Below are 13,974 nucleotides of genomic sequence, written 5' to 3' on the forward strand. Positions count from 1 at the left end.
GCAACAAAAAATGATTCACCGTTTTCTGGTAAAATTATGTCGACAAAAACCAATCAACCAGGAGGAACGATGAATCATTATTCTCATTTTACACTAAAAGATCGTGAGTTGCTAAAGCATTATATGGACATCGGCTTAAACCAATCTGAAATAGCTACAAAGTTAGGACGCAACAAATCGTCAATTTGCCGTGAGTTAAAGAGAAATTCTTTACAAGGAAGTTACTTGCCTTGCGATGCGCAGGTACTTTATACCACTAGAAGAAAAGAATGTCGTCCTCGAAAGAAGTTAGACGATGACGTCCTCTTCCTAAAAGTAAAGTCGTTATTTTTAGAGCACCAATGGTCTCCGGAACAGATCGCTGCCCGCTTAAAATACGAAGGGAGTGTTTATAGCATTAGCTTCTCCACGATTTATCGAGCCATTTATTCCGGCCTTTTTGACGAACCGAATCTGTCGAGGGGCAATAGAGGATGTATTAGAAAATTAAGACATCGCGGAAAAACAAGGCATACAAAATCCTATGAAGAAAGACGCGGTAAAATTCCAATCACCAATCCCATATCCGAACGACTGGATGCAACTGAAAAAAGAGAGCGCTTGGGCGACTGGGAGGCGGATACGGTGGCAGGTAAAACCGGCAGGGCATGCCTACTCACATTGACTGACAGGAAAAGTCGCTACCTTCTTTGCCAGAAAATTCCAAAGAAGACTGCCCAATGTGTTAAGCAGGCTATGATTGAACTGTTGAAGGATGAACCCCTTCAAAGCATTACTCCCGATAGAGGAAAAGAATTTTCAAAGCATCCTGAGATATCACAGCAACTGTCTCTAGTTGAATTCTATTTCCCGCTGCCTCGTCATCCATGGCAACGAGGGACCAATGAAAATACAAATGGACTATTAAGAGAGTACTTTCCAAAAACAAAAGATATTGACCAATCAGATAGCTACATTGAAGCGAAAATAGAAGAGATCAATCGTCGACCACGTAAATGTTTAAACTGGAAAACGCCTTATGAGGTTTATCATTCAGTGGAGTTGCACTTGACTTGACAATTCAAGGCGCAAAAAAGGGATCATTTCAATCCACGCACCCGCGAGGGGTGCGACCCGCGGTAGGCTTTTTTTATTGCATAAATAAATGTATTTCAATCCACGCACCCGCGAGGGGTGCGACTTCCCGCCTAATCTTCTAGTTGTTCAGTTAATTGTATTTCAATCCACGCACCCGCGAGGGGTGCGACGCCCGGTGCGATGTTAAACGAGGTGGATATGACAATTTCAATCCACGCACCCGCGAGGGGTGCGACATTGCCCACGTCGATGATAAACTTGTTGCCTTCGATTTCAATCCACGCACCCGCGAGGGGTGCGACCCCGTGTGGGCGATAAGGACATCATCAGCCCACAAATTTCAATCCACGCACCCGCGAGGGGTGCGACGTTGGCCGGCCGTGATCTTTACATCGTGGAAAGTATTTCAATCCACGCACCCGCGAGGGGTGCGACTGAGCGTGTACATTGCCGCCGTTGATCAAAGGATATTTCAATCCACGCACCCGCGAGGGGTGCGACCTACGTGCTGCAGCCTGTCGTCGGCGATGCTACACATTTCAATCCACGCACCCGCGAGGGGTGCGACTTATCCGCACCGAGCGTACATTGCAGGAGATCAAGATTTCAATCCACGCACCCGCGAGGGGTGCGACTCCAGTTAGCTGGAGCGATCTTAATGACGTTATCGCATTTCAATCCACGCACCCGCGAGGGGTGCGACGATGCCTCGCCCTTCTCTGCCTCCGCATTACTTGATTTCAATCCACGCACCCGCGAGGGGTGCGACCGTGACCATCGGGCCTGGAGCGTTGGCGGAGTTGATTTCAATCCACGCACCCGCGAGGGGTGCGACTATCTCCGCCGCCTGTTGCCAAAACCGCAAACGCAATTTCAATCCACGCACCCGCGAGGGGTGCGACGTCGATGTCCTGCGATGCTAAAGCTCTGACAAGGATTTCAATCCACGCACCCGCGAGGGGTGCGACGGGGACCATCGCCGCGGGCGTACCGATCTTAGCCATTTCAATCCACGCACCCGCGAGGGGTGCGACTTACCACAATTAACGCGCCGTTAAACAAAAATTAACATTTCAATCCACGCACCCGCGAGGGGTGCGACCCTGAAAGCTAAAGTTACCGCACCCACCGCGTAATGATTTCAATCCACGCACCCGCGAGGGGTGCGACTCGACTCCGCCCCGTCCAGCTTCACCGCATCTGGATTTCAATCCACGCACCCGCGAGGGGTGCGACATCATGGTGCACTCCCACGGTCCGGAGGTGATCTCATTTCAATCCACGCACCCGCGAGGGGTGCGACCCACTCTTCCAGCTCGCCCACCGTCATGGTGTAGATTTCAATCCACGCACCCGCGAGGGGTGCGACATCGACTCCGCCCCGTCCAGCTTCACCGCATCTGGATTTCAATCCACGCACCCGCGAGGGGTGCGACAAAAAGGTTCCCGTCGTGTGCCGAATGGCGTAGGGCGATTTCAATCCACGCACCCGCGAGGGGTGCGACAAAAAGGTTCCCGTCGTGTGCCGAATGGCGTAGGGCGATTTCAATCCACGCACCCGCGAGGGGTGCGACGAAGATAACATTGAAAAACTTTTTGAGGTAGAAGAATATTTCAATCCACGCACCCGCGAGGGGTGCGACGGAAATTAAGTCCATCGACGAGATGCGGACGCTGGATTTCAATCCACGCACCCGCGAGGGGTGCGACGATCTGACTACCAACATTCCAAAGCATCCTTCCGATTTCAATCCACGCACCCGCGAGGGGTGCGACATGTTTCCGGCCTCATCTGCAAGTTGTAAGAACATTTCAATCCACGCACCCGCGAGGGGTGCGACTGTATTTTTGAGCCCTTCTCGGGCCTTTTTTCATACAGCTAAGTCATTTTTAAGCGTTTTGTCGCTTTTTTGTGTGCTTTTTTGTGAGACGGTCTCGGCGCTTTTCTGTTCAGCCCGACCTCTCAAAGCATCAGTAAATCCGATTCCGGGTTGTAGCTCTCGTCCAGTCCCATGGTCTCGATTCGGCGCTCCCAATTTTTTCCCAGATTGTAGATTCGTATGGAATCTTTCTTTGGATCGATTATACCATGTAATTTGGATTTAATGGTCACCAGAGTTGCGGGATCGACATTGAGCTCGAAGACGGAGTTTTGCACCCTTTGACCGTAATCCGTGCAAACTTTTGCCACTTGCCTCAGGCGCTTTCGGCCTTGAGGCGTCACGGTCTCCACGTCGTAGGTGAGTAGTATTTGCATTTATCCTCCCATCATAAACGGCGGATAGGCCTCGATGTCTTCGCGCAAGTAGGCATTCAATAGCTGTGCTTGCACATGGGGCAAGAGGCCCAGCTTGATTTTTTCTTCTGTAAAGGGATGGATGATTTCTTCCTGCGCGCGTTTGTTCCACTGATTGAGGGCGATTTCTCGACCTTTGTCGTTTAGTAGGCAAGCGCCGTTTTCTTTCACTTCGAAGTGGCGCTTGTCGATGCGGTTCAAATTCACCAAAGAGAGGCAGAATTTATCCACGACGAAGGCGCGCATTTCTTCGATCATGTCCAGTGCCATGCTTGCCCGCCCCGGCCGATCGGTGTGGAAGAGCCCGGCGTAGGCATCGATGCCGACACCTTCTAAAGCCGCCGCGGTTTCGTTGGCGAGGATAGCGTAGAAAAAGGAGAGCAGGGCGTTAAACCGATCCATGGGCGGCCGCTTGCTCCGCTCGATGAAGTAAAAATCTTCTCTCTGTTTCACGATGAGCTCGTCCAGCACGGAAAAGTAGAGGCGGGCAATAACCCCTTCCATGCCCCGCAGGCTGTCTTTATCTTTACAGGCTTTAGTCTCCGCCATCCACGTCTTCATGGCGTCGATGGCTTCTTGCACCCGCTCGCAGTCCAGGGTTTCTTTGTGATCCAGCCGGCCTCGGATCAATACTTTTCGCGAATTGTAGGCTTTGGCGTAGATCATGTTTCTCGCCACGTCGAGGGAGGCCTCGGATTCAGCCAGGCGGTACTGTTTCTTTCGGGTGTAGATGTTGCCATAGGAAGCGCCTACGACCCGGCCGCAGTATTTGCCGTAAGGGGTAAAGAAGGTGATGGGCACATGCTCTTCCATGCATAGTTTCATTAAGTCCGGGCTAACGCCCATGTAATTGAAGCAGACGATTTGCCGCAGGATATGAATGGGAAAACGGCCCATGCGTTTCCCCTCAAGGGTCACCACCACATTGAGTCCTTCTTTGCGCAGGTAGTAGTCCGGGTTGGTGACGTATAAGACGTTCAGGAGTTTTTTCATAGTTCCGCCTCGTAAATATAACGTTGGACGTTTTTTGCTTTTTTGGTGAGCCGCGGACGACAGGCGTCATACAGGGAGCATTGAGTGCAGTTTTTAAAGAATTCCGCTTTGGGTATTTCCTGCTTATCATAATACTCGTGCATGGCGCGAGCCGTTTCGACGACAAGCTGGCGCAGTTCCGGAGTAAAGTCTACTTTCTCTCGGGAATCCGTTTCGTGGTAGTAGATGTAGCCGCACGGCATGGTTACATCCCATATTTCTTCGACGCAGATGGCCTGGGCCATGAGCTGGGCCTCGTCATAGTCGCCTTTTTTCTTTTTCCCCCGCTTGTATTCCACAATGGTGGGCATCCATTTTCCTTCGCGCCCTTTTAAATCAATGCCTACTTCTCCCCGGCGAAATTCGATGGCATCGAGGCGACCGGAAAGTCCCAGTGTTTTGGAGCTGACGTCCATGGCGCGGGAGATGATCAGGTCCTTTCGTTTTTCTTTGATGAAAGGTTGATCAACTTTCTCGTGAATCAGCTGCCCTTCCGCCGTGTAGCTGTTTTCGCTCCACACCTGCTCCACGTGGATCAAAGCCCACTGACGCTTGCAGAATAAAAAGTGCTGAATGCCGCTCAACATGAGAAAGTCGTCTTCTCGATACATTTTAGAGCCCCGTGAAATGTTCGACGCTTATTCCTTCTTCTTCGAATGCTTTTAATTTTTCTTCGTCCAATCGGAAGTTGTAATCTTCGTAGCAGGGCTTCAACGTGCCTGTACTCAATTCGTCGTGCAGAAGCAGATCTTTGATCTTTCCGCTGGATACATCGCCGACTTTCGACGAATGATTGAACCAGTAAATGTCTTTTACTTCCATGGAGCCGTCCGGCCGGGCCGCGGAAACGTCGTTGACGAAGAGGGTTCGAATGCATTTTTTTAGGACGTTCAAGTCTTCTTCGTCGAATCCGGTCTTGTCGGCCAAATAGCAATTCACGCTGCCGTTGACCACGTACACGCCCCAATCCACATAGTGCTTGCTTCCCATAGTGTCGGCGCTTCGGGTTTTTCCCGGGCCCGGGTCCATGCCGCTGACGCTCTTGGTGATCTGCATGGTGGTCGTTTCGATGGGATCCACGGATTTTCCGATGGAGATGCTGACGGGGCCGCGAATGCCCAAGGCGCGCTTTTGATAGGTGAATACTTGGCCAAAGGCGCGAATGTCCATCCATTTTTCGTTGGCCTGCTCGGCGACCTTTTCGTCGGGAACGTCTTTCTTGAAGCTGGCCTCAAAGCGCTTTTGTAATGATGTGAACCCGTCGTCACACCGTTCCGCCGCTTTCACGAAGATGGCATGGTCCATGTCCTGCATGCGGTTTCTGATTTTCCGCTTCAAGCACACATCGCTGATTTCTCCGTAGCCCCTGCCGTCGATGCGAGGCATGTTTCCCGTCAAGGGGTCGCCGTTGGGATTGGCTCCTTCCACTTCGATGGTAAAGATAAAGTCGACTTTATGGTTAATCATGATCTACCTCCTCGGTTTCTTTTACTTCTTTGTTTTTTCCGGAATAAAAAGCTTGTCTTTGGGCCTCGTAACCGAAAATGAATCCGTAGTCCAAGGGCCGATTGACTTCCACTGAATCCATATCGTAGCTTTCATGGAGCATATTGGTGGCTTCTCGAATCTCGCGCATCGCGTTAAAATACGCCATTCGCTTTAGTGCTTCGTCGCTTCTTTCCAACTTCCGCTCATAGGGTATCATTAAATTTCTTAAGCGCAACATCATGGTCGCCGGATGATTGGTGTAGCTGGTCCACATTTTTTCGGCGTTGGTGCTTCGCTCGTCCCCTTTACTGAAAGTGCTCTTCTCCAGATACTCGAATGAAGCCAACAGGCGACCGAATAAGTACGATCGATCGGTGTTTTCTCGGTTTAGCATAGCGTCTTTAATCCCTCCCTTATCTTTTAATACGGCCAAGGCGCAAAACATCACTTCCATCCACGTCTTGTCGTAGTTTTGTCGATGGCGAATGTTCACCGCCAAGGCTTTTTCGAAATTTCGGGGCACGGCACGCCCTTCCACAAGGGCGGTTACGATGCTTTGGTACTGATTTTTCAGAAAATCATTTTTTGATATTTCTAACATCCCGTCCCGCTCCACGCCGTAGGCGGCCAAAACCATGCGCCTCGGGCTTGGCGTAAACTCTTTGTCCCGATTTTCATTGCTGAATCCCCACCAGTGGTATTTCTCTTGCCAAGCGACCAGATTTTCTTTTAAACGGGAAGCGCTCAAAGACCGAAAATACTTGGCGGCCACTCGTCCGTTGCTGATCTTGTCGAAAATGGCGATGTAATAGGTGGCGACATCAGAAAACATACGCTTGCCGCTGGTAAAGGACTTGACGATATCTTCTGTCATTGCATCGGCGATCATGGATCCATCCGACTTTTCTTGCTTCATGGCCAGCAGGCGGCTTTTAACGGAAGAGGCCACTTCCGCGGATTTCGTCGGATTAAATTCCGCGGCATTGGAAAGGTCGTCGGAAAACCAGCTCACCATATTGGCCTGCTCGCCGAGCCAACGCCGCGTCCCTTGGCCCGAAAGTAAGTACTTGGCCATGAGATGAATCTTTTGACTCGTCTCCATGCCTATTTTTATGCTCTGATCCGCCGTCGTAAAACGGCCGCGGTAATTCTCGTCATTGGCGGTAATTTGCGACACCAGGCGTGCCGTCCCCATTAGCGGTTGATGCTTGATACAAAGGTAATCCTCTTTGCCGCTTAAATTGCAAATGATCTTTTCCTTTTCCGGATCATTGGCATTCAGGTATTCCACATAGGCTTTGTAGCGTCCTTGCAGTGCTGCATTTTCACTTACAGAGACATTTTTCATGCCCTCGTAATTTTCGATGGTGAAAGTGAAGAACACTTTCTCAAAGTCGATGGACGCTGCGCTCTTTTTTGATTTTTCCTCTCCGTCTTTTTCGGAATTCTTTATTTTCTCTTTTACGGCATCGAGCATGCCCGGTTTCTTCAAAAAATCTCGAATGATTTGCACGTAATCGTTTGCATCATAGGCCAGCCAATTCTCCATTTGTTCCATATAGGCAGCGCTTCGTTTTTCGCCGTCTTGAATCACGTAGGAAGCGGAATCCACCAATGGATGGGGCGCCACGCCGCTGCTTCTGGCGACGGAATCTTCCGTAACGGGAAACTGAATGGTTTCTCCTTCGGGAAGGACGCGCGCCTCCAAAAGGACACTCTCTTTGCTCAAGAGGAGCTCAATAATATTCTTGCCGTTGGATTTCATGGAATTGTAGTACATTGGCAATAGAATATTACCGAAGTGATCGGGCTTTCCCACCATGTCGTTTTCTAAGGCATAATCGTAGGAATCCAGTAAGGCTGTCAATAAACTCATGTCTCACCTCCTTTAATAGTCTTCCAATTCTTCGTCCACGGTCTTGGTCTGCGCCGGCAATTTAAAGTCGTAATTGCGGACGTCTCGCAGAATGCCCTTGCCTTCCAGTGCCGTGTAGTCAATGCGGCCATTTTTCATATTGATGGGCGCGTATACGGCTTGGAGCATGCCTCCCGGCTCCGTAGGGTAGATAAATTCGTTGAACATGAGCCCGAAGCCCAGGGTTTTGTCGTCGTAGTAGCCCGGATCGTTTTCGTATTGCTCTTGCGTTAGCTCCTCAATGTAGCCGGCGCACTCGCTGGTTCCGAGAAAGATCGGTCGTCTGCCGCCTCGCTTCAGGGAGCGGGCCGTAATGGCTTCGTGTTTGTTGAAGTTGCGATCGCCTTTTAAATCGTCGCGTGCGTCATTCCACTCGAAGTGGAATTTAACGTAATAGCATACATTGTAAAGATAGGTGTACGCACTCAAATCACTGGCGTAGTTTTTTAGTAAGAGCCGCGTGCCCTGGGTGTACGACTCGATCTTGTGCATGATACGGACTTCGTCCACTACATTTTTTAAGACGGGCTTAAAGTAGTTGGCGTCGACGATGCCGCGAAGCATTTCCCGAGTAGGCACCATGGCGCTCATTTTCTCTCCCCCGGATTTACTCTCAGGGGACGTGATCAACGCCCGATCGCCGTACACTTTTGCATAGAAAAACTTTGATTGATTCATGGATTCACCTCCTTTCATATTCGAGTCTATATGAATTATAATTCTGCTCTCTTGAAAAAGCAAGTTGCAGTATAAATTTTTTCTGTTATACTGTAATAATCAGCTTCGGCTGCGGATTGAAATGAGTCAATATGAATTAGGCCTATTTTTAGGCCTTTTTTATTTACATCATAATTCCCCCCTCATAATCCAAATTTAAACCGAAGTCCTTGTCGTAAAATTCCTTGGGGAGGACCTGCACCATGCCGTCTAAAATCGACTCACAAACATTCGTCGCTTTTTTCGGCAAAGGCACGGTGTAGCGCGAGAGGCCGCGAATCAATTGCCGCGCTTCTTTTAACGCCTTCGGATCGAAGCGTGCGGAGCCAAGCTCCATGTCCCGCAGCCGATTGACGGCCTCCTCCGTTTCATTACATAAAACCACGGCCACATCTTGCGCGTCGTCGATAAGTTTAAATGCTTCATAGGCCTCTTTAAAAGACTGAAAGAAATTGACGACCCTGCCGTCTTCCATAAGAATGCCGCCGTCCAACGAAGCCGCACCGGGGGAGGATTTCAGCAAAATGTCTTTCTTCGTCGGATTCTTCGAAAGCAAATCAAAAACGGGAGATAGGGCGTCTTTTTTTAAATTGGCGTAGAGTTTTTCGAAATAGGGAGAAATGAATTCCTCGATGGCGATTTCCCCTTCTTCATTTCTTAAAATCAAGCCACCGGCGAGCTTCCTTTCGCCCATGCCCTTCAGCGGCGCGATGTTTTCTTCCCGCCGATCCATATTCACCACATAGGTGTAGGCCTCTTTGCGTTTGCCCTCTCGATTGCAGCGACCCCTTGCCTGCACGATGGAGTCGATACCGGTGAGGGAGCGAACCACCATGGCGAAGTCCGCGTCCACGCCCGCCTCGATGAGCTGCGTGCTCACGACGCATATGGAATCGTCCGACACAAGCCTCGCCTTGATTTCGTCGATGCGCGCCAGGCGATCCGCCGCCGTTAAATTCGTGGTGAGGTAATACAGATCCTTCGAGTTTATGGCGCCCGCCAGGCGATCGTAAAGGCCGCGCACCGCCGCCTTCGTATTTAGAATCACCAGCCGCGATTTTTCTTCTTTCGAAAGGATGAATGCCGCCACATCGTCGAGGGATTGCTCCTCGTCGATTTTTCCCAAGAGCGCCACCTTCGCCCGTTCGAAACTTTTCTTGTCTTCCTCGGCCACCGCGACCAACGCGGTGTTTTTTTGATTCTTGTCGCCGTAATCCAAGCGATGCTTCAAGCTCAAAGAACCATAGGCGGGTTGAGTCGCCGTGGACAATACCACGGTGGTATTCATAACCGTCTTCATAAAATTCAAGGCCAGATTCATCATGTAGAGCACGTCCGTGGGCAAAGATTGCAGTTCATCTAAAACCACCACACCGTTGACAAAGGATTTAAAACGGGTGAGATTGGCGGACTTTCCTTTAAACAGGGTGTTGAAAAATTGCACCATGGTGGTAAGCACCACAGGCGATGTCCAATCGCCCAGTAAAAATTGGCGCTGCACTGCCGCCACGGAATCCTGTTTTTCATCTTCCGCACCGCGAGACGTTTCACCTTCCTCATCTTCCACCACATTGGAGTGATGTTCCAAAACCTGATCCTTGTGGCCCAAGGTCTTTTTCATGGTTTCGGCATTTTGTTCCAAGACGGAAAGATAAGAGGTGATGTAGAAGAAACGCCGCTTTTCTCGATACTTCATTTGGTTCACGCCGTAGCGCAGAGAGAGCAGGGTCTTTCCCGCCCCGGTAGGCAGATCCAAAGTATAGATCCCACAGTCGTCGGCTTTGGAGCGGGCCAGTACGGCATCGGCAATTCTCGCCCGACCGCGCGCGATACCATCTTTCGGCGGACCATAGGCGGCGTAGACGGCAAGGATGCGCGCCTCGAAATCCTCTACTAGTGCTCGAAGGGTCGCCTCGTCCTCCTCTTCGATGACGGTATCGTAGGAATTGATCGTGTCTTTTATATCGGCGGATTTTAACATGCTCACCACCAGGCGCGCCAACATTCCCTGATAAAAACTCATGGCTTCGTCGATGTCGTCGGACGTACGCTCGGCCAAAGCATTTAACTTTTCCGCCATGTTTATGTACTCGTGAAACCCTTCCGCAAAAAGCTTTTTCAGATCGATGCCTTCCCTCTTCCAATACGCTTGAAACGCGTCCAGGTCCTTTTCAAATTCCGGCGACAGCTTCTCCCTTTCCGCCCGCTCAAAAGAGGTATAAACATAGCGATTCTCTCGATTTTTCCGTACCATATCGTAAGGTCCGTGATGGGACATAATGGCGTAGGCCATAAGATGGGCGTAGTCGTTAAGAAAGATAAGAACATGGATGTCCTCATTAATTTTTTTGATGATCGACGCAAATGCTTCGTCCACATTTCCGCCTTCAAGACCGCTATACACCTCATCTAAAAAACACAATGTAAGAAGACCGCCGTAGGTGGAGTGGTCCACGTGATCCTTTGAATTGGTTCTGATTTTCTTCTGGAAATTTAATTTTGCTTTTCCGCAATCATGAAGTAAGCCCACGTAAAAAAGCATGCTTTCCATGGCCACCCCTTTTCCCATGCGGCCACATTGCGCTGCCGTGTGGTACAGATGGTCGTGGAGGGTTTGTTTTCTCGATGTATCTTTTTGATCGATGTGGGCGTACAGGTCGTCGAACATAAAAGCCTCCTTTGTTTTTGTATTTAATATATACACAGAATAAAAACGCGAAAACATATATTCTTTTATTTTTCGACGATTTTCTCTTCAATTCATAACTGTATTCTGTCATTAAAAGACCCCCAAAGGTTGGATTTCTCGGTCCAACTTTTGGGGGGTCAGTACACCAACCTCGGTTTTTATATAAGCGAGCTGATTACTCTTCTTCGCTCATATTTTCGTTGCCCATGTTTGCTTCGCTCGTATCTTCGCCCAAGCCTTCGTCCATAAGGCCCGCCATATCGCCGATGCCGGCCATTTCCATCATGATCGTTTCGGGATCGGCAACTTTCCAGGCGTCGCCTTCCTTCTTCACTTCGATTTCCACATCTTTCGTCTTTTCCGCCATCTTCGATACGTCGATGCCGGCCATGATTTCTTCTTCCGACTTGCCTGCTAGAATGTCATCCATGGATTGGGAAATGATGCTCATCATGTCCTTCGCCGTAATGGCATAAACCAATTTGCCTTCTTCGGCGCCGTCTTTAATTTCGCCGGACTTAAATTCGAACTTGGCGCTCTTCAAAATGTCAATGAAGAATTTGTTTTCCGGCTTGTCCATCTCTTTCATGAATTCGTCGTCTTTTAAGACATCTTTGTCCTTTTCCAAGACGTACTTTTGCGCGTCCTCGACTTTCAATTCGCTGATGGCGGTCATAAAGCCTTCGGCGGATTCCTTCGCCATGTCCGTATCGGATTTCTTGTTGCAGGCGCCAAGGGCCACGACCATCATCAGTGCTAAGGCGATCCACAGTAATTTCTTTTTCATATACGGCCTCCTTCTTTTTGTGCAAGGGAATTTTTCTTATCTATAAATTACCACGTCCCCTCGCTCGAAACATCGCCCAAAGGTGTGAGACGGCCGATTTTTTTTTTACAAATTTGCACAAAAAAAAGAGCGCGGTTTCACCCGCACCCTTTTAATTCAATAAAATTTACGCTTTGGCCAAGTCTTGTTGCTTGCTGCCTTCCTTCGAAACGATGTAGCCGTAAATCAATGCGGCGACGACGCCGATAACATTTGCGGCCATGTAGGGCAGGCGGAAGCCGATCTTGGCGCCGAAAATGTAGGCCATAATGATGTAGACATAGAACATACCCGGAATCAGGGAGACCAAGTAAGCTCTGCCGTGGCGTTTTAGGTAGATGGCGATCATGGCAAAGGCAAAGACTGCGATGGTTTGATTTGCCCATGCGAAGTATTGCCATAAGACATTGAAGCCATTGGGGCTTAATTTCGCGAAAATCAGGATAACGAGTACGCCGGCGAAAATGGCCAAGGAAAGGCTCAGGCGATTCTTCATATCTTTTTGCGAAATATTCAAGTGATCGGCGATCATCAAACGGGCGGAGCGAAGCGCCGTATCCCCGGAAGTGATGGGAAGCACGATGATGCCGATGACGGCGATTAAACCGCCGACGGTACCCAGCATGTCGTTGGCCACGAGGCCGATGACGGCAGGTTTACCGATTAAACCGGCGTCGATGCCCTTGTTGTAAATACCCATGGCGGCAGCGGCCCAGATCATGGCGATGAAGCCTTCCAAAATCATCATGTCGTAGAAGACGAAGCGGCCTTCTTTTTCACTCTTTACGGAGCGGCCGATCAAAGTCGCTTGGGTGGAGTGGAAGCCCGATACGATACCGCAGGCGACGGTAACGAAGAAGACGGGCAGAAGGTGGATGCCGTCGGGGTGAACACCGGCGATGTTGTTCATGGTCAGATTATCCAGGGGATAGCCCTTAATAAAGAGACCGAAGAAAATACCGATGGCGGAAAGCAATAAGATGCCGCCGAAAATCGGGTAGACGCGGCCGATAATCTTGTCGATGGGAAACAGCGTCGCAATAATGTAGTAGGCGAAAATGCAGGCATAAACGATCCATACCACAGGATTCGATGCAATGGCTTCTTGATGGAGTACATTGGCGACGATTAAGTCCCCGGGGGTGTAAATAAATACGGCACCGACCAATACCATCAGCAGAATGACGAACACATTGTACACGGAGTACACCTTGCCGCCTAAATTGCGCTTAATCAACGCCGGCATTTGCGCCCCGTCGGAGCGCAGGGAAATCATCCCGCTCATGTAATCGTGTACGGCACCGCCCAGTACGCAGCCGATGGGAATTAAAATAAATGCGATGGGTCCAAATAAAATCCCTTGGATCGGGCCTAAAATCGGGCCCGTACCGGCAATGTTCAGCAATTCGATTAACGCGTTTTTCTTTTTGTCCATGGGGACGTAATCCACGCCGTCTTGGCTCTTAATGGCCGGCGTTTCTCTGTCGTCCGGTTGGAACACTTTCTCAGTAAAGCGGCCATAGGCGAACCCGCCGACGAGCAAAATCACGAGGCCGATGAGAAATGTAGTCATAAATACCTCCTAAAATGAATTTCTAAATAAAAGCTAATAAACAACAAAGGCTTCTACTACTTACCCATTCATTATAACGCTGATTGTGAAAATTACAACATCCAACTGTGAAAAAAATAGGTAAACTCTCCGACTTTTCGCTCATTTTTTCTGTTCTGTATAATATATTTATAATATATTCGTCTTTATCCCGAATCAACGCGTTCCATCGAATCGTGACTTTCTTGCACAACAAAAAGGTTCTATGTCAACCATTGGGGAGTCTAGTGAAAACTAGGCTCCTTTTTGTTTTCCTAAAAGCCATTCATCACCGGTCTTTTGAACAGACGAAAAGCAGTTTGGTTCGGAAATGATGAAAGTT

10 protein-coding genes and 1 CRISPR repeat array are annotated in these 13,974 nt (G+C 49.5%); of the genes, 1 reads left to right on the plus strand and 9 read right to left on the minus strand.

Annotation, left to right across the window (positions count from 1 at the left end; genetic code table 11):
* Positions 1 to 69: 69 nt before the first annotated feature.
* On the plus strand, positions 70 to 1,056 hold the full coding sequence (locus tag OCV31_RS01725) for an IS30 family transposase (RefSeq protein ID WP_148472019.1): 987 nt from the start codon (positions 70 to 72) through the stop codon (positions 1,054 to 1,056).
* A gap of 25 nt (positions 1,057 to 1,081) precedes the next feature.
* Positions 1,082 to 2,918: direct repeats of the CRISPR family, unit length 32 nt; unit sequence ATTTCAATCCACGCACCCGCGAGGGGTGCGAC.
* 122 nt (positions 2,919 to 3,040) lie between these two features.
* Here OCV31_RS01725 and cas2 read toward each other — a convergent pair.
* The 9 genes from cas2 to OCV31_RS01770 form a co-directional block, all read right to left on the minus strand.
* Positions 3,041 to 3,334, minus strand: coding sequence for a CRISPR-associated endonuclease Cas2 (gene cas2, locus OCV31_RS01730; RefSeq protein ID WP_148472021.1), 294 nt, complete (start codon positions 3,332 to 3,334; stop codon positions 3,041 to 3,043).
* Positions 3,335 to 4,366, minus strand: a complete 1,032-nt coding sequence (gene cas1c / locus OCV31_RS01735; RefSeq protein ID WP_148472023.1) for a type I-C CRISPR-associated endonuclease Cas1c — start codon at positions 4,364 to 4,366, stop codon at positions 3,335 to 3,337.
* Positions 4,363 to 5,016 (minus strand): CRISPR-associated protein Cas4, encoded by a 654-nt coding sequence (gene cas4, locus OCV31_RS01740; protein WP_148472025.1) that lies wholly within the window; start codon positions 5,014 to 5,016, stop codon positions 4,363 to 4,365. Before cas4 ends, cas1c begins: the two co-directional genes overlap by 4 nt.
* Before the next feature lies 1 nt (position 5,017).
* A complete protein-coding gene (gene cas7c / locus OCV31_RS01745) occupies positions 5,018 to 5,872 on the minus strand; it encodes a type I-C CRISPR-associated protein Cas7/Csd2 (protein ID WP_148472027.1) in 855 nt (284 codons plus the stop codon).
* Entirely contained in the window at positions 5,865 to 7,769 is a 1,905-nt protein-coding gene (cas8c, locus tag OCV31_RS01750) for a type I-C CRISPR-associated protein Cas8c/Csd1 (protein ID WP_148472029.1), read from the minus strand. The genes cas7c and cas8c overlap by 8 nt, the downstream gene beginning before the upstream one ends.
* A gap of 12 nt (positions 7,770 to 7,781) precedes the next feature.
* The gene (gene cas5c, locus OCV31_RS01755) at positions 7,782 to 8,486 is read right to left on the minus strand and encodes a type I-C CRISPR-associated protein Cas5c (protein WP_148472031.1); all 705 of its coding nucleotides are present in this window, start codon (positions 8,484 to 8,486) and stop codon (positions 7,782 to 7,784) included.
* Between the two features lie 163 nt (positions 8,487 to 8,649).
* Positions 8,650 to 11,193, minus strand: a complete 2,544-nt coding sequence (gene cas3 / locus OCV31_RS01760; RefSeq protein ID WP_267303737.1) for a CRISPR-associated helicase Cas3' — start codon at positions 11,191 to 11,193, stop codon at positions 8,650 to 8,652.
* Between the two features lie 196 nt (positions 11,194 to 11,389).
* A complete protein-coding gene (locus tag OCV31_RS01765; RefSeq protein ID WP_148472035.1) occupies positions 11,390 to 12,001 on the minus strand; it encodes a hypothetical protein in 612 nt (203 codons plus the stop codon).
* Positions 12,002 to 12,167: 166 nt separating this feature from the next.
* Positions 12,168 to 13,613, minus strand: a complete 1,446-nt coding sequence (locus tag OCV31_RS01770) for a carbon starvation CstA family protein (protein ID WP_148472037.1) — start codon at positions 13,611 to 13,613, stop codon at positions 12,168 to 12,170.
* Positions 13,614 to 13,974: the final 361 nt, after the last annotated feature.

Source organism: Aedoeadaptatus acetigenes (assembly GCF_025566985.1).
GTDB lineage: Bacteria > Bacillota > Clostridia > Tissierellales > Peptoniphilaceae > Aedoeadaptatus > Aedoeadaptatus acetigenes.